At 65.5% G+C, this 16,838-nt stretch carries 14 protein-coding genes; 5 read left to right on the top strand and 9 right to left on the bottom strand.

Translation table 11 applies throughout. The features are described from left to right. The first annotated feature begins 180 nt into the window (after window positions 1-180). From aroE to FJ039_11320, 3 genes are all read left to right on the top strand, one after another. Complete coding sequence (gene aroE / locus FJ039_11330; protein MBM4406744.1) at window positions 181-1,050, top strand: shikimate dehydrogenase; 870 nt, start codon at window positions 181-183, stop codon at window positions 1,048-1,050. Window positions 1,051-1,191: 141 nt separating this feature from the next. Continuing rightward, window positions 1,192-3,390, top strand: coding sequence for a sodium-translocating pyrophosphatase (locus FJ039_11325; GenBank protein ID MBM4406743.1), 2,199 nt, complete (start codon window positions 1,192-1,194; stop codon window positions 3,388-3,390). A 105-nt stretch (window positions 3,391-3,495) separates the two neighbouring features. Next, the gene (locus FJ039_11320) at window positions 3,496-3,939 is read left to right on the top strand and encodes a hypothetical protein (protein MBM4406742.1); all 444 of its coding nucleotides are present in this window, start codon (window positions 3,496-3,498) and stop codon (window positions 3,937-3,939) included. A 49-nt stretch (window positions 3,940-3,988) separates the two neighbouring features. Here the strand turns inward: FJ039_11320 and FJ039_11315 are convergent, their stop codons facing one another. The 7 genes from FJ039_11315 to FJ039_11285 all read right to left on the bottom strand — a co-directional run bounded on the left by FJ039_11315 (window position 3,989) and on the right by FJ039_11285 (window position 10,887). Beyond that, on the bottom strand, window positions 3,989-5,152 hold the full coding sequence (locus FJ039_11315; protein MBM4406741.1) for an amidohydrolase: 1,164 nt from the start codon (window positions 5,150-5,152) through the stop codon (window positions 3,989-3,991). Between the two features lie 91 nt (window positions 5,153-5,243). Beyond that, the gene (locus tag FJ039_11310; GenBank protein ID MBM4406740.1) at window positions 5,244-5,891 is read right to left on the bottom strand and encodes an MBL fold metallo-hydrolase; all 648 of its coding nucleotides are present in this window, start codon (window positions 5,889-5,891) and stop codon (window positions 5,244-5,246) included. A gap of 55 nt (window positions 5,892-5,946) precedes the next feature. Further along, window positions 5,947-7,095 (bottom strand): MFS transporter, encoded by a 1,149-nt coding sequence (locus FJ039_11305; protein ID MBM4406739.1) that lies wholly within the window; start codon window positions 7,093-7,095, stop codon window positions 5,947-5,949. Window positions 7,096-7,227: 132 nt separating this feature from the next. Next, the gene (locus FJ039_11300) at window positions 7,228-8,469 is read right to left on the bottom strand and encodes an MFS transporter (GenBank protein MBM4406738.1); all 1,242 of its coding nucleotides are present in this window, start codon (window positions 8,467-8,469) and stop codon (window positions 7,228-7,230) included. An 18-nt stretch (window positions 8,470-8,487) separates the two neighbouring features. Beyond that, entirely contained in the window at window positions 8,488-9,189 is a 702-nt protein-coding gene (lipB, locus tag FJ039_11295) for a lipoyl(octanoyl) transferase LipB (GenBank protein MBM4406737.1), read from the bottom strand. Between the two features lie 2 nt (window positions 9,190-9,191). Then, window positions 9,192-9,983, bottom strand: coding sequence for a hypothetical protein (locus FJ039_11290; GenBank protein MBM4406736.1), 792 nt, complete (start codon window positions 9,981-9,983; stop codon window positions 9,192-9,194). 4 nt (window positions 9,984-9,987) lie between these two features. Continuing rightward, window positions 9,988-10,887, bottom strand: coding sequence for a DegV family protein (locus FJ039_11285; GenBank protein MBM4406735.1), 900 nt, complete (start codon window positions 10,885-10,887; stop codon window positions 9,988-9,990). Between the two features lie 74 nt (window positions 10,888-10,961). On the opposite strand from FJ039_11285, the gene FJ039_11280 reads away from it, so the two are divergent. Together FJ039_11280 and FJ039_11275 are read left to right on the top strand one after the other, a co-directional pair. After that, a complete protein-coding gene (locus tag FJ039_11280) occupies window positions 10,962-11,954 on the top strand; it encodes a 3-keto-5-aminohexanoate cleavage protein (GenBank protein MBM4406734.1) in 993 nt (330 codons plus the stop codon). Continuing rightward, entirely contained in the window at window positions 11,813-12,457 is a 645-nt protein-coding gene (locus tag FJ039_11275) for a hypothetical protein (GenBank protein MBM4406733.1), read from the top strand. The genes FJ039_11280 and FJ039_11275 overlap by 142 nt, the downstream gene beginning before the upstream one ends. A gap of 8 nt (window positions 12,458-12,465) precedes the next feature. Here the strand turns inward: FJ039_11275 and FJ039_11270 are convergent, their stop codons facing one another. Both FJ039_11270 and hemG read right to left on the bottom strand, forming a co-directional pair. Beyond that, complete coding sequence (locus FJ039_11270) at window positions 12,466-14,949, bottom strand: CoA transferase (GenBank protein MBM4406732.1); 2,484 nt, start codon at window positions 14,947-14,949, stop codon at window positions 12,466-12,468. A 15-nt stretch (window positions 14,950-14,964) separates the two neighbouring features. Next, window positions 14,965-16,365: a protoporphyrinogen oxidase gene (gene hemG / locus FJ039_11265; protein MBM4406731.1), complete on the bottom strand. Its 1,401-nt coding sequence runs from the start codon at window positions 16,363-16,365 to the stop codon at window positions 14,965-14,967. Window positions 16,366-16,838: the final 473 nt, after the last annotated feature.

Here is a 16,838-nt window from a genome sequence, read left to right as displayed (position 1 = left end):
GGCGTTCCCCAGAACGGCAATGGCGCTCTCTCCGGCGGCAACGTCCAGATCCACAAGAAGTAAGCCCATCGCCTCCGGCACAATGAAAGAGGCCCTCCCCGTACGGGGAGGGCCTCTTTGTTTGCCGGTAGGTCGGCCCAGGCTTGCAAATGGGCCTTCCTGGGTACAGAATGGCCCCTTATGAAGCCCCCACCACCCAAAGGGACGGTCTACCAAGCGGGCGTCATCGGCTACCCTCTGGCGCACTCCGTCTCCCCCGCCTTCCAGCAGGCCGCCTTTGACGCCCTGAAAATCAAGGCCGCCTACGAGCGCTGGGAGACGCCTCCCGGCGAGCTGAAGCGCCGCATCGCCTCGCTCCGCAAGACAACGGTCTATGGCGCGAACGTCACCGTGCCCCACAAAGAGTCAGTCATACCCCTCGTTGATGAGCTTGACCCCTTCGCCAAGGAGATCGGCGCCGTCAACACCATCGTGAACAAGAACGGCTTCTTGAAGGGCTACAACACGGACGGCCCAGGTTTCATCCGCGCGCTGACCGATGACGGCGATTTTGAGCCTAAGGGCAAGTGCGCCTACATCCTTGGCGCGGGCGGCGCGGCGCGGGCCGTGGCTATCGCCCTGGCGAAGGCAGGTGCGACTCGCATCCACATAGCGAACAGGACGGCATCTCGCGCCAAGGAGCTCGTCGCCTCACTCAAAAGATCGCCGAGCATGAAGCGCTGTGAGCTCGTCACGTCAAGCTGGGGCGTGGTCCCTTCCGGCGCGGCAGACCTCATCGTGAACACTACCACCATGGGCATGAAGCTCAGCGGTACAGAAGGCCAATCGCCCCTCCGCACCCAGCAGCTCTGGCCGGGCCTCTTTGTCTGCGATCTGGTGTACAACCCCCAGGAGACGCCGCTCCTCGTCATGGCCAGGCACTGCGGCGCGCAGACGCTCGGCGGCCTGCCGATGCTTATCTACCAAGGCGCGATCGCCTTTGAGCTATGGACCGGCCAAAAACCGCCAGTGGAAGTTATGTTCACCGCAGCACGCAAGGCCCTTGGCTAACCCAGGGGCCGCTTGACGAAATCCGTCATCTCGACTCTTGCATTCGTTGACGCCTTCTTTGACCGTTGTTAGAATACCTCGGGCTTTTAAAGGGGGGCAGCCCCCTGGAAGCAACTTCAAGCAGGAGACAAGAGGTACAGCATGTTAGTTGTTGTTCCGATAGCTGGCATCTTTGCCATCGTCTTCGCGCTCTACCTGATGTGGGACGTTCTGCGGAGAGACTCCGGGAACGCGCAGATGCAAGACATCGCGGACCGCATCTTGGAAGGGGCGAAGGCCTTCATCGCTCGACAGTACCGCACCATCGCGATTCTCTCGATCGTCGCCGCCGTCGCCATCGCCATCGTCCTCGGCGTGGTGACAGACGTCCCGCCGGACCTGAACCGGGACGGCGCGGTCCAGGACTCTGAAAAGTGGGGCCTGGCTTGGCGCACCGCCATCGCCTTCCTCGTCGGCGCGGCCTGCTCGGGCATCGCCGGCATCGTGGGCATGTACGTCAGCGTGAAGTCCAACCTGCGCACCGCCGCAGCGGCCAAGAAGGGCCTTGCCCCGGCCGTCCAGACGGCCATGCGAGGTGGCGCGGTCTCCGGCTTCCTCATCGTCGCGCTGAGCCTCCTGGGCGTCACCATCATGTACTACGCCTTTGATGGCAGTGACAGCCCGGACCTCGCCCCCTTCCTCATCGTCGGCTTCGGCTTCGGCGCCAGCTTTGTGGCGCTCTTCTCCCAGCTCGGCGGCGGCATCTACACCAAGGCCGCCGATATGGGCGCCGACCTCGTCGGCAAGGTGGAGAAGGGCATCCCGGAAGATGATGCCCGCAACCCCGCCGTCATCGCCGACCTGGTTGGCGACAACGTCGGCGATTGCGCAGGCCGCGGCGCCGACCTCTTCGAGTCCACCGCCGCCGAGAATATCGGCGCGATGATCCTGGGCGTCATCATCTACCTGGCCATCAAGGATGTGCCGGGCATCGCCCACCCCGAGTACTGGGTCCTCTTCCCGCTCGTTGTCCGCTCCTTCGGTATCTTCGCCACGGCCCTGGGTGTTCTCACCGTCGGCTCCAAGCTCCCCTTCTTCAGAGTGAAGGAGGAGGACGACCCGATGATGTCCCTGAACAAGGGCTACGGGCTCTCGGTCCTCTTGAGCATCGTCTTCCTGGCCATCAGCTGCAATGTGATGCTAGGCAATGGCGGCGTAAAGTGGGGCTACTACTTCGTCGCCGGTCTCGTCGGCATCATCACCAGCGTCATCTTCGTCTTCATTACGCAGTACTACACCGAGTTCAAGTACCGTCCGGTGAAGGTCATCGCTGAAGGCTCCAGGACAGGCCCGGCCACCAACGCGGTGAACGGCATCGCCGTCGGCTTCGAATCCACTTTCTTCACGGCCCTCGTCATCGGCCTGGCTCTCGGCACCTCCTACTGGCTCGGCAAGCAGGCCTTTGATGGCACGGGCATCGCCATCACGGATCAACGCGCGGGCCTCTTCGGCACGGCTGTGGCCACCATGGGCATGCTCATGACCGCCGCCTACATCCTGGCCATGGACACCTTCGGCCCCATCACAGACAACGCCAACGGCGTCATCGAAATGTCCGGCAACGAAGGCGATGTGCGCAAGGTGACCGACCGCCTGGACGCCGTCGGCAATACCACCAAGGCGCTCACCAAGGGCTATGCCGTCGGCTCCGCCGGCCTCGCCGCCTTCCTCCTCTTCTTCGCCTACATAGATGAAGTCCAGAAATCCGTGCCGGCCTTCCACTCCATTGACGTGGCGCACGTGAAGGTCTTCATCGCCGCCTTCCTCGGCGCGATGCTTGCCTACCTCTTCAGCGCCCTCGCCATCCGCGCCGTGGCCAAGACAGCCGGCGACGTGATCAACGAAGTCCGCCGCCAGTTCAAAGAGAACCCCGGCATCATGGACGGCAAAGTCCGGCCCGATTACGCCCGCTGCGTAGACATCACCGCCAAGGCCGGTCTCCGTGAAATGATCCTCCCCGGCATCGTCGCCGTGGCCATGCCCATCGCCGTCGGTGTGGCCCTTGGGGCTGAGGCGGCAGGCGCCTTCCTCATGGTCGGCACCATCAGCGGCCTCCTCCTGGCCACCGTCCTCAACAACTCGGGCGGCGCCTGGGACAACGCCAAGAAGTTCATCGAGTCCGGCGCGATGAAGGATGAAAAGGGCACCGTGATCAAGAAAGGAAGCGAGACCCACGCCGCCGCGGTCGTCGGTGACACCATCGGCGACCCGTTCAAGGACACGGCGGGCCCCTCCCTCCACGTCTTGGTTAAGCTCCTCAGCACGATCACCCTGGTGCTTGCGCCGGTCTTTATCCGGTAAGTTCCGTTCGATACAATAGTTCGGTGAAACCAAATCGGGCCCTCCGGCTTCAATCGGAGGGCCCGATAATGTCTGTGGCGCCACAAGGCGCAAAGGAGTTTCGGCATGGGTCTGTTCGATAAGGTCATGGGCAAAGATGGGGGAAAGCTCTCCCTCAATAAGCAAGAGGCCTTCGCCGCCATCGCAGTGGCAACGGTCGGCGCCGACGGCGATGTGAGCGAGGAAGAGGTCCAGCGCATCGTGGTGAACTTCGCAGCGCTCAACGCCTTCCGCCGCTCCAATATGCGGGACATCGCCGATGACCTGAACCAGGTCGCCAAGCTCATCAAGCGGCACGGCGCCCCTGCGGTGGTCGAGGCGGCTAAGAGCACGCTCCCCAAGGAGTCGCTGAACACCGCCTTCTTCCTCGCCGCCGATCTCGCGCTGGCCGATGGCGTAGTGGAGCCCAAGGAAGAGAAGTTCCTTGAGGAGCTGCAGAAGACGCTCGGCGTGGATCAGGCCCTGGCGGAGAAGATCGTGGAAGTGGTGGTCATCAAGAACAAGGCGTAGGCTGAGAGTCGGCAACCGTAGAAGGGGCGGCTATGTGGCCGCCCCTCCTTTATTTCAGCCCGAACATCCGGGCCGGGTTTTCCCATAGCACCTGCCGCAGCTGCTCCGGCGTCAGCCTGGCGTGCCCCCCATCAAAGAAGGGCGCGAGCACGTCCGGCAGCGCCGTCACCTCAGGGTGCGGAAAGTCCGTGGCTGTCATCATGCAGTCGCCGTAGCCGCCTTGGAAGGCGTAGCTATAGCCCACTTCGCCGGGCTCGCCCGAGATGGCGCACTGCCGCTTGAAGTAGTATGAGGGCGAATGCTCCGGGACTACGGAGCCCATCAGCTTGGCCCGCTCCCACTTCTCATCCAGGAAGGGGAACCACGTAGCCGCCCAGCCGACGGACGACTCGGTGAAGAGGACGCGCAGGTTCGGATGGCGCGCGCAGATAGCCCCGGCGAACATCAGCCCGCCCACCATCTCGCCCAGGCCGAACGTCACCGCCGTGGAGGCATACTTCAGCGAGATGTTCGTCACCTGCTTCGCCCCCACCCAGCCTACGTTGCCGTTCTTGTGGAACATCGCCTCGTGGGTGCCCAGCGGCACGCCCAGACTGGCGATCTCCGCCCACAGCGACTCATAGACGGGGTGGTCGAGCGGCTGGCCATCAACAGCCGTCTCCGGCAGGATGTAGACGGCCCGGAAGCCAAGCTCCTTCACGCAACGCCGCGCCTCTTTGATGGCCAGGCCAACATCCCGCAGGTCCAGGGAGGCCACGCCGATGATACGCCCCTTGCCGCCGTTGCAGAAATCGTGCAGCCAATCGTTATAGGCGCGCTTGATGGCGGCCGCCACCTTGGCATCCATATCAGGAACGGTGGTGGTGTGCAGGCAGAGCGTAGGGTAGATGACCGCATAGTCCAGGCCCGCCTCATCCATATAGGCCAGGTAAGCCTCCGGGCTGAAGCCCTTGCGGATATAACGGTCGTAGGCCTCCATGTAGGTGAGGCGCTTTCCCTTGCCCATCTCCACGTAGGGGGTGTGCGTCGTCGGGTACGTCGCCGACCACTTGTGCCCCATGACCTCTGTGGACATGAAGAAGGGGTGCTCCAAGGTCACCCGGCGCGTCTTGGGCGCATGGGCCAGGTACCGCTTGTCCAGGTAGCGCTCCCACAGGTCGTCCGGCTCCATCGCATGGGAGTCGGCGTCCACCACTTTGTAGCCCTTGTACATGATCGTGCCCCGGCTCCAGCTTACGCAACGATTTGCGGCCTATTCCGGAAAAGCCTCATGCTCGGCGCCCTCTGCGGGAAATCTCCTCCGCCTACGGCGTCCACAGCCTCCCGCGCGCGCCCACGAACGGGTTGTACAGCTTCTCCTGCTTGATACTCGTCTCCCCGCCGTGGCCCGGCAGCACCACCGTCTCCTCATCCAGGGAAAACAACTTCTCCTTGATGCTCTTCACCAGGGCCTCCGTGCTGCTGCCCGGGAAGTCCGTCCTGCCCACGCTTCCCTGGAAGAGCGTATCGCCGGAGATGAGGACGCCATCGGCCAGGAAACAGATGCTCCCCATCGTATGCCCCGGCGTTTCGATCACCTTCACCGTGATAGCGCCGATGGTGAACTCGTCGTTCTCCTTCAGCATCAGGTCGGGCTCCGGCGGGTCTTGGTAATCGGGGATGAGGCGCAGGGCGTAGCTGGCCGGCTGCCGCTTGGCCATGATGGCGTCGTCCGCGTGGATGCCCCAGCTTGCGCCCGTCCCTTCGCGCACCTTCAGCACACCGCCCACGTGGTCCATGTGGCCGTGGGTGTTCAGGATGTACTTCACCGTCAGCCCCAGATCCTTCACCGCCTCCAGGATGCGGTCCGCCTCACCGCCCGGGTCAAAGATGATGGCCTCCTTGGCTTTCTCATCGGACAGGATGTAGGTGTTCTCCACAAAGGATGTCACGGGGACAACGTGCAACTGCATCGCGAACCTCCGGGGCCATTGTTCTGGACGGCGGCGGGCCTGTCAACAGAGGCGGCTAGGCCTGCCGCACCCGTGGACGCATCGGCAGGCTGAAAGCAACAAGACTGAGGGGGCCGCAGGCGCAGACGACTAAGGCTATGAACCGCGAGCCCGTGGCCTCCGTCAGCGCCCCAGCTATGACGGGGCCGAGGAAGCCGCCGATGGTCACCAGCATGCTCAGGAGCGCCGTTCCTGCCGCCACATGGGTCACCGGGATATTAGGCAGCTCGTACGGCATGGCGAAGATAAGAGGCATGAAGCCCCAGGCGGCGCCGACGGCCAGCACGCAGAGGAGCAGCACCCAATAGGCCTCCACCATCACCAGGCCCAGCATCCCGCCGCACATCACCAGGCCGCATAGAATAAAGAGCGGCCGCCGGTCATCTATGCGCGAAGCTAGGATGCCGAACCCGAGCGCCGTCGGCACCCCGGCAAGGGAGATGAGGCCGAAGAGGAGGCCCGAGCGCTGGAGCGAGACCTCGCGCGCCTCAAGCATGTAGCTCGGCCAGAAGTTCAGGAACCCCTGCCAGCTGATTACCGCCCCCATCCCTGTGAATCCGGCAAGCCACAACTGCCCGTGGCCCAGCGCTGTGCGCATGGATACCGGAGGAGCCGCCTTGAAGCGGGCCACATACTCGGGAGTGTGCCGCTCCCGGCCGAAGAGCAGCCATAGAAGAAAGATAGTGGCGTTGACCCCGCCGAAGATCACCAGCGTCGTGCGCCAGCTGCCCGTCGTCTCCTCGATCCACGGCGTCAGCGAAAGGGCAAAGAACTCCACAACGCCCACAAAGCCGATGGTGATGCCGCTGGCGATGGGGTACTCACTCCGGGGGAACCACTGCTGGACCACCAGCGCCCTACCGGGGACGCGCGTTGCGGAGACAGCCCCGAAGCTGAGCCGCGAGAGCAGCAGCATGGCGAAGTTCACCGCGCCGCTCATCAGAAAGACAAAGAACGAGCCCATAGCCGTGGAGAAGATGATCAATCGCCGCGGGTTCGCCCCGCTGAGTCGCGCCACCGCGCCGATGGTGACGGCGATGCTGCCGATTTGGACGGCCCCACCCAGCCAGCCCTCTTGCAGGGGGCTGAGGTGCAGGTCCTCCCGGATAGAAGGCAGCAGCAGGCCCAGAGAGATGGCGGGAAGGCTTGTGCTCAAGTTGACCATCACCAGGGCAAAGGCGATGACCCACCGGTAGCGGGGAAATGGCGCGCCTGAAGATTCGATGGCTTGCTTCCTAACGTCCGCGGGTGAGGAGACGGGTCTCCCAGAAAGGCGAAACCCTTGGAGTATATGCCATCAGCCCGCTCGCCGGAACGGGCGCACCGGGAGGATAAGGAAACAGAAGGCGATGGGGGCGCAGGCGGAGGCGATGAGCGCGATAAAGAGCGAGCCCGTATGGTCGGATATCGCGCCGGCGACGATAGGTCCCGTGATACCGCCGAGCGTCAGCAGGATGGTCAGCAGCGCCGACCCGGCGGAGACGCTGTTCAGGTCAATGCCCGGTACCTCATACGGCATGGAGAACATGATGGGCATGAAGCACCAGGATAGCCCGCCGCCGATGGCGAGGAGCACAAGAGCCCACGTCTGCGTCACCAGCGCCATCCCGATGAGCGCTCCCGTCATCCCTAGGCCGCAGGCGATGAAGACGGGCCGCCTATCGCGCATCCGCGTGACCAGGACGCCCATCACCAGCGAGGCCGGCACCTGGGAGAGCGAAAGGACGCCGAAGAGCAGGCCCGAGCGCTTCAGGTGGATATCGTGGGCGTCCTGCACATAGGTAGGCCAGAAGGTAGAGAAGGCCCACCAGCCGAACGAGGCGGCGAAGCCTCCTATCCCCACGAGCCACAGCTCTTTGTGCCGCCAGACGCCGCCGAGCGAGAGGCCCTTGGGCGCCTTCGCCTTTTCCAGGTAATCGGGCGTGATGCGCTCCTTGCCGAAGAAGAGCCAGAGGAAAAAGACCAGCGCGCCGTAGCCGCCGTAGATAAAGAGCGTCGTGCGCCAGCTGCCCGTGGCCGAAAGGATGATGGGCGTCGCCGCCAGGGTGAAGAACTCGGCGATGCCCGTCAGCCCGATGGTGAACCCCTGGAGGATGGGGATCTCCTTCAGCGGGAACCACTGCTGGCCAAGCAGGGGGCGGCTCGGCGTCCGCGCCGAAAAGCTCGCCCCGAAGGCGCATCGCGCGATGGCGAAGAGCCAGAAGTTCACCGCCGAGGCCATCATGAACGTGAAGGCCGTCCCAAGGAGCAAGGTGCTCGTGAAGAGCTTCAACGGGTTGAGGCGAGTGAAGAAGACGACGGAGAGAAAGGTCAGGATGACGCTGCCGATCCGAGCGGAGGAGCTGAGCCATCCCGCCTGCGTATCGCTCAGCGGAAAGGAGTCGCGGATGGCGGGGAGCAGGATGCCGAAGGAGAGCGACGGTAGGATGAGGAACCAGTTCGAAAGGACGAAGCCCGTCGCGATGACCCAGCGATAGCCGGAGACTGGCGCGCCGGACGATTCCAGGGCTTCATTCCGCAGCGTCGCATTCTGGGACAACGGGGTGCCTGCTTGAGCCTAGGCTTTGGCCTGGAGGATGCCATCCGGAAAGGCCACTGCATTGTGCCACTGTATCTTGCCGTAGCCAAACGTCTCGGACAAGCTCCGCGCCACAGCCGCCTTCACATCGCTCATGGCAAAGTCCCGCCGCAACTCCCTCGCCATCGAAGTGACCCCCGCATCGCCGATCCCGCACGCCACGATCGTCTCAAAATGACGCATATCCGGGTCCACATTCAGCGCGAAGCCGTGGATGCTCACCCACTGCTTGAGGTGCACGCCGACGGCCGCGATCTTGTTCCCGTTCACCCACACGCCAGGGTAGCCCTCCCGTCGCGCCGCAGGCTGACCCACCGACCCCAGGTAGGCGATGATCGCCTCCTCCAATAGATGCACATAGCGCGGCACGCTCAACCCCCTGGCCCGCACATCCACGATGGGATAGCCCACAAGCTGTCCCGGCCCGTGATAGGTGGACTTGCCGCCGCGCTCGATCTGCCAGATGCCGAAGCCCTGCGCCTTCAGTTCGGCTTCAGGCAGCCGCATCTCCTTCGCCGCGGCCCTCCGGCCCAGGGTGATCGTCGGCGGATGCTCCAGCAACAGCAGCGTATCGTCCACCCGTCCCGCGATGCGCTCCTCGCGCAGGGCGCGCTGGAGCGTCAGAGCCTCGCCATACTCCTTGAGTCCAAGGTCCACGACGGAGAGCACGCCGCTGGGCATCGCTACCGCCCTTTGAACTTCGGGTCGCGCTTCTCCGTGAAGGCGCGGAAGCCCTCCAGCGAATCTTCGGAGAAGAGCAGGTCGTTCGCCACCAGCCAGGAAAAGTCCAGCATATCGTCTAGCGGGGCAGGCGTGGAAAGGCGCATCATGCGCTTCGTCATCTTCACCGCCAGCGGCGCGTTGCAGGTGATGCGCCCCGCGAAGGCCAGCGTCGCCTTCCGCAGGTCCGCCTGGGGGACAACTTCGTTCCACGCCCCCAGATTTTTCAGCTCTGCCGCGCTGAACATATCGCCCGTGAAGAGGACCTTCGCCGCGTTCGACCAGCCCAGCATGCGCGGCAGCGCCAGCGGCGCGGCGGCGTCCGGCACCAGGCCGCGCTTCGCGTGGATATCGCCGCCCCGCGCGTCCTCGGAGGCGATGCGGTAGTCGCACAGCATCGCCAGCTCAAAGCCCCAGCCCACCGCGGGGCCGTTCACCTCCGCGATGATCGGCGTATCCATCCCCAGGATGATGCGCGGCGTCTCCAGCCCTTTGTACCGATCCATCCCCACCCGTTTCACCGGCCCGCCGCGCTCGTTCCGCTCCTTCACGTCCATCCCGGCGCAAAAGGCCTTGCCCGAGCCCGCCAGGATGATCGCCCGCACGTCTGTATCGCCCGCCGCCTCGCGCAGGGCGGAGTTCAAATCGCCCTCCAGCGTGCCGCCGAGGGCGTTCAGCCGCTCCGGGCGGTTCAGTGTGATTATGGCCAGGTGGCCGTTCTTCTCGTACAGGACGTCCTTGCGCTGCATCGTCATCTTCCTATCTCGCCGCCATTGCGGGCGGTTTGGCTGCACTGCCGTCCTGCTCCAGACAGCGGAAGGCCACGCCGACGACCCCCGGGCCGGAATGGGCGCCCATCACCGGCGTGAACTGCGTGATGAGCATATCCCGGCAGGTGAAGCGCCGCTTGATCTGCGCCGCGAACTCCTCAGCCTCTTGCAGCGCATCCGCGTGCATCACGATGGCCCTGATCGGCGCGCGATCCGGGTTGCGTCTGCCCATCAAGGCCAGCATCTTGTTCATCGCGTTCTTTTTCGTCCGGGCCTGGGAGAGCCTGTCCACCCGCCCGTAGTAGGCCGTTAGGATCGGCTTGAAGCCGATCAGGTCGCCCAGCCAGGCGGCGGCCTTCGGCACGTGCCCTCCTTTGGCCAGGTATTCCAGCGTATCCAGCGCCGCGAAGAAGTGTATCTTGGGCGCAAGGCCCTCCACATACGCCGCCATCTCCTCCAGCGTCCGCCCCTCCTTCGCCGCAAGCGCCGCCTCGATCGCCACCAGGCCCTGGCCGGAGGCCACGGCCGGCGCCGCAACCGACATAATACGCGCGCCGGGCAGGTCCTCCTCCGCCAGGGTTATCGCCTGCTTGGAAACGTTGTGGGTGGAGCTCAGCTCAACGGGCAGCGTGATGCAGAGCACCGCTTCCGCGCGCCTGGCGGCCCGGGCGTATGCCTCCAGGAACCGCCCAGGCGAAGGGGCCGAAGTCGTCGGAGGCTTTCTCGCATTCCGAAGGAGGGCGTAGAAGTCTCCCGGCGGGTCAATCCCATCGCGGTAGACCTTTCCCTCAAAGGCCAGCTCCGTCGGCGCGATCTCGATGCCGTACCGCTCGGCAAGCTCAGGCGTGAGGCAGGCCGTGCTATCCGTGACGATGGCGACTCTTTGCATAGCACCAGAGATTGTAGGGAGTCGCCACTGGCCCGGCAAGGGCGAGCGGCAACCGGCAGCATCGGGCGCGGAGGTTGCGGCTCTCCTATCCCTTTGCTACCCTCACGCCACATACGCCATGGGAGCGCCGCGTGTCTCTGCGCGATAAGGTCATCATCGAAGTTGGGCTGAACGAGAATCAGCCGCGCTCCGCAAACCCACACATCGCCTACAGCCCCGAAGAACTCGCCAGGGACGCGCTCGCCTGCTCTAGCGCCGGAGCGGCAGTGGTCCACTACCACGGCCGCGACCCCGTCACCGGCGCGGCGAAGAACAGCGACCCCGCGCTCACCAGCCAGGCCCAGCGCCTCATCGCCGCGCGGACGCCCCTGGTCGCCTATCCCACTTACGCCTCCGAACGCCGCGTCCTCGATCACTATGACATCGGCGAACCGGCGAAAGAGCGCTACCGCCACATCGTCGAGGGCGTGGAGAGCGGCGTCCCCTTCGAGCTTGCCCCTGTGGATCTGGGCGCGGCGGACGCCAATGCCCGCCGCAACACCCAGACCGGCGGGTGGACGCCCTCCACCGGCCTGCTCATGAACACCGGCGAAGACCACCGATGGCTCACGAGCTTTTGCCGGCGGCACAACCTCAAGATGAGCTTCGGCGCCTTCGATACGGGACACCTGCGCAACCTCCGCAACCTCGCCGATATGGCCTGGGCCGGAGCGCCGCCCTTTGTGGTGAAGTTCTTCCTCCGCCCCATGGACGCCACGCCCCAGACCCTCTTCTTCTACCGTGATCGCCTCGCCGAGCTCTTCCACAATGAAGCGCTTGTCTGGTCGCCCCTCACCTACGGCGGGAACCAGTTCCCTCTCAACCTCCAGGCGCTCACCTTGGGCGGCCACATCCGCATCGGCATCGGCGATTACCACTACGCCGAATGGGGCCACCCGACCAACGCCGCCCTGGTGGAGCGCGTCGTGGCGATGGCGCGCGCCCTGGGCCGCGAACCCGCGACGCCCGACGAGGCGCGCGCTATCATGGGCATGCCCCCAGCGCCGAAAGCCGGGCAAAGGACGTAACGATGGCCACCGCCATGGATCCCGCCGCTATCGCCGATTACCTGCGCAGCCAGCGCACCATCATCCTTTCGACGACGAAGAAGGACGGCGCGCCGGCGGCCCACGCCCTCTGGTTCGTCTACCTAGACGGCGCCGTCTACTTCAACATCCAGACGAAGAGCTTCAAGTACAAGAACATCCAGCACGATAACCGCGTCGCCTGCCTGGTGGAAAGCGGCGAGCGTTACCTCGACCTCAAGGGCGTGATGATCCAGGGCCGTTGCACGCCCGTGACTGACCCCGCCGAGCGCGATCGCTACGAAGCGGCGCGGCAGGAAAAGAACGCTCGCATCGGCGACGGCATGGACGGCATGCCCCAGTGGTTCCACGGCAACCGCCAGCAGCGCCTTGACCGTGGCGACCGCATCCTTCTCAAAGTCCCCCTGGAGAAAGTCACCACCTGGGACTTCTCCAGAGTCGCCGACTACTACAAGGCGCGGGCCGGCGGCAAACCGCAGCCGTGAGCTACGGCTTACGAGGCATCCACGACTCCCTCCGCCGCCAGGTTCGCAATCTCGTCCCCGGTCATCCCCAGGAAATCGCCCAGGACAAGGGCGTTATGCTGTCCGATCATCGGCCCAGGCGTTCGCAGGCTCCCCGGCGATCCGCTCAGCCTGAACTGCGTCGCGACGTACGGCATCGCGCCGCACTCGGGGTGCTGGAGCCATCGGAAGTGGCGATGGTGCGCCAGCTGCGGGTCCTCCCATAGGTCAGAGGCCTTCTGCGCCGCGCCAGCGGGCACGCCCGCCGCCTGCAGAAGCCTCATCGCCTCATGGCGGTCATAGCCCTGCGTCCACGCCGCGATCGCCGCATCAATCCCCGCCGCTCCCGCCCTGCGGCCGGCCGCGGTCGCCAGCGCCGGGTCGTCCGCAAGGTCTATCCTCCCTATCGCTCTCGTCAGTGATTTCCACTCTTCCGCCGTCGTCACCGCGATGGCGACCCACGAGCCGCCGCCTTGGTACGTTGTCTTCTCCTTGCAGGGGTACACCCCGTGCGGCGCATAGTCGCTATCGGCATTTCCCTGCCGCTTCGCGATGCGCCCGTTCACGTCGCAGTCCAAGAGCGTCGGGGCCAGGTACTGGAGCGCGCACTCAACCTGTGATTGATCGAGATACTGGCCCCGGCCCGTCCGCTGGCGGTGCATGAGCGCCGCGATGACCGCCACGGCGGCCAAGGGCGGATTGACGAAGTCTGTGTAGGCCCCGTACGGGCCTTCCGGCATGCGATCGGGCCAGCCCGTCAGATAGTCGAAGCCCGCGATGGCCGATGCGTGGACGCCATAGCCCTTGAACCCGGCATGGGGGCCGCTCTGCCCAAGCTGGCTCGTGCTGAGATAGATGATGTCCGGGCGAAGTCGCCGAGCACTGGCATAGTCCAAGCCCCACTGCGCCATCGTCCCCGGGCTGAACGATTCCACCAGCACGTCCGGGCCCCACTCGCGCACCAGGCGCTTCACCACCTCCCGCGCCTCCGGCTTCGCCAGGTTCAGCCCAAGGCCCAGCTTATTCGCATTCCAGTTCGCCGAAAAGGCGCCGCGATTGATGCCCGGCTTTCCATCCTTGAACGGCACGATCATGCGCGAGACATCGGGCCGCGCCGCCGATTCCACGCGGATTACCGTGGCGCCGTAGTCCGCGAAGTAGCGCGTTGTGATGGGCCCAACGGCCACCCACGAAAGATCGAGGATGCGCAGGCCGGCGAAGGTCGCGTCCCCGGGTGTGCGGCTTGTCGCCGGGCGGCGGGTCTTACGCGCTGCCAACGGCCCCAGCACCTCGCGATTGTGCTCGCCCAGCCTCGGCGCGCGGCGGCGCAGGCTCAGCGGGGTCGCGCTGAGGCGCATCCACGGCCCTGGGAAACGCGCCGGCTTTCCGCCGGTATCGAGCGCGGCCCAGAAGCCCCGCTTCGCCAGGTGCGGGCTCTCCAGGATGTCTCGCGCCGTGTTGCAGGGAGCGAGCATGATGCCGTCGCGGACGGCCCGCTCGAAAAGCTCCGCCTTCGCCTTGGTCTTGAGGAAGCGCCGCGCCAGCTCGCGCGCCTCCTCGAACTCCTGCCGCTCGGGACCCCTGGTCTCCTGGACGGCCCAGGTGTCCCACGACCGCCAGTCGCGCACGAGCATCGCCTTCGGCGCAAAGCCCTCCTCCACCATCCATCGCACCAGGTATCCCGTCGAGTTGCCGTATGCCGCCCCGCCCGCGATGGCGACGTTCACATGGCCGTCTTTGCACGCCTCCGTGATCTTCGCCGCGCCGCGCATATTCGTCCCGCGCACATAGTTCACCCCCTGCATCGGCGGGAAGGCCCAGGCGTTGAAGGTTGTCCACTCCACCGCCTCCTGCATCGAGACATCAATACGCTGACCGCGCCCGGTGCGCTCCCTGTGCCACAGCGCCGCCATCACCCCTGCGGCCGCCTGCGCCCCGGCGTGCAGCTCCGCCTGGTGCATCGCCACCCGCACCGGCGGCCTGTCCAGGTCGCCGGCGAGAAAGGTGGCGCCGCCCATGGACCAGAGCGTCAGGTCGGTGGCCTTATATCCGGCGTAGGGCCCATCCCGGCCGAAGGGCGATACGGAGACGGCGATGAGCCTTGAGTTGACGCGCTGAAGCTCCTCATGGCCCAGGCCCAGTCGCGCCATATGCCCTGGGGGAAATGACTCCACGAGCACATCGGCGGTTGCGACGAGACGGAGGAATGCGCCGCGCCCCTTCGCGCTTGCGATGTCCAGGCTGACGCCGCGCTTGTTGGCGCAATAGGCCAGCCAGAAGAGGCTCTTCTCCAGGTGGGGCTTATCGCCGGCAAATGGCCCTCGGCCCCTGGTCGCGCTGCCATCCGGCGGCTCCACCTTGATGACATCGGCGCCCAGATCGGCCAGGAGGCGACCGGCCCAGTTGACGCCGCCCTCCGTCAGGTCGAGGATGCGGTAGCGAGCCGGCGGCCCTTCGTTCGACCCATCGCCCATCGGCCTTCTCCTCTCTTAGCTTTCTCCCTGGGCCGGAGCCGTCGCCAGGACGCGCTCCGCCGCCTCTTTCCCCTGGCGCACGCAATCGGGCAGGCCCACGCCGTGGAAGGCCGCGCCCGTCAGCGCCACATCGGGATGCGCCGCCAGGGCCTTCTGCACGCTGTCTATCCAGGCCAGGTGGCCGACATGGTACTGCGGCATCGCGCGCACCCAGCGGTGGACCCAGGTCTTCTCAGGCTCGCCCTGGATACTCAGGAGCGGCCGCAGGGCTTCCGCCACGGAGCGGACCAGGGTCGCATCGTCCTGCCGCATGAACGAATCGTCGCCGCTCCACCCGGCAAAGGCCCGAAGGAGCGCATAGCCCTCCGGCGCGCGGCCCGCCCACTTTGCGGACGACCATGTGCAGGCGGTGAAGGGCTGCCGCTCCGACCGCGCCATGATAAAGCCGCTCCCGTTAAGAGGATGCGCCACAGCCGATCGCTTGAAGGCGAGCGTCACGCTGGCGGTTGAGGCATATCCCAGCTTGTCCAGAAGGGCGGAGGCCTGGGGCGCAAGCTCCAAAAGTATCTGAGCCGAGGCGTAGGCCGGAGTGGTGAGGACGATGCTTTCAGCGGTGAGCTGTTCGCCCTTATCCAGGGTGAGGAGGTAGCTTGGCCCAGGTTTGGTGAGACGCATCACGCGCCTCCCGGTGATGATGCGCACCGAGGCAAGTCGCTGTGCGATGGCACCCGTAAGGGCGGCGGCGCCTCCGGCGAAGGTGACAAAGGGGCTGACGCGCTTGGTGTGTGGCACGGGCGGCGCCTCTTTCCTCAGCGCCCGGGCGATGCTCCCGTACTTGCACTCCCACGCCACCAGGTTCGGGAAGAGCGCCTGCATGCTGAGCCGTTCGCCATCGCCGGCGTGGATGCCCGCCATGAGGGGTTCGCCCAGGCGGTCGGCCCACTGGCGGCCAAGGCGGCGCGTCAGGAATCGCCTGAGCGATTCATCGTCTTGGGACCTTCGCCCCGGGCGCAGCGGCTCCAGGGAGGCCCGCGCCTTCCCGGCGAAGGAGAGAAAGGAGGCCTTCCAGAGGGCCGATGGCCGCACGGGGACGAGCCCCAGCAGTCCCTCGGGGATCTCGTGGAGGGCGCCGCGATAGAGGAGGTAGACCTGGCTCACCGTGGGGCGCACGACCTCTCCCTCGATGCCGAGCTCCCGCGCCAGGTTGAGCGCCCAGGGCTTCTGCGCCAGGAACGACTCGGGGCCTCCTTCGACGAGGAAGCCGCCTCCGCGCTCGGTCAGCACCTTGCCGCCGAGTCGCGATTCCGACTCCACGAGGGTGACATCGAGGGACGCGCCCCCTTGCTGGAGGTACCACGCCGCCGAAAGTCCCGTGATGCCGCCGCCGACGACAACGACCGAGCGTCGCTTCTGCATAGGGCGTCTATTCTAATCGCACGGCGATAACGCAGGGACAGATAGACCTCTTCCTCCTAGCTCTGTTCCTTCAATGGAGCAACCCCCTTCCAAAATGGATGACAGGTCGCTCTTGACACCACTGCCTATTCTGCATAGTATTGTCTCGTAAGCACAAAAAGCTTACGCCTTCGCCAGGACAGAGAGCCGGGGAGGCGGACCGATCGTCGGGGACGCGCGCGTGCGCCTCCGGCTCGTCGGGACGCCTCCCTTTCTTTTTGCCCCGCCGTCGGGAGCGATCCCGATGGTGTCTGTTCGCAGCGTGCGTGCACGTTGCGAGCTACCGCAGGCGGCCCGGGTGCGTCGAGCGCCCCGAAGCGCAAGGGGCGATCGTCGCACCGAACCATAACGCGCAGGCACAAGGAGCAAGAGGAACAACGATCGAAGTGGAATCGGACGGCCCTGCTCGAACGTGACGGCCCCCGCGGGTCCCT

It is taken from the genome of Chloroflexota bacterium (assembly GCA_016875535.1).
In the GTDB taxonomy this organism is placed as follows: domain Bacteria; phylum Chloroflexota; class Dehalococcoidia; order SHYB01; family SHYB01; genus VGPF01.
Note: the sequence above shows the minus strand (reverse complement) of the source record. Positions and strands in the feature narration are given on the sequence as shown.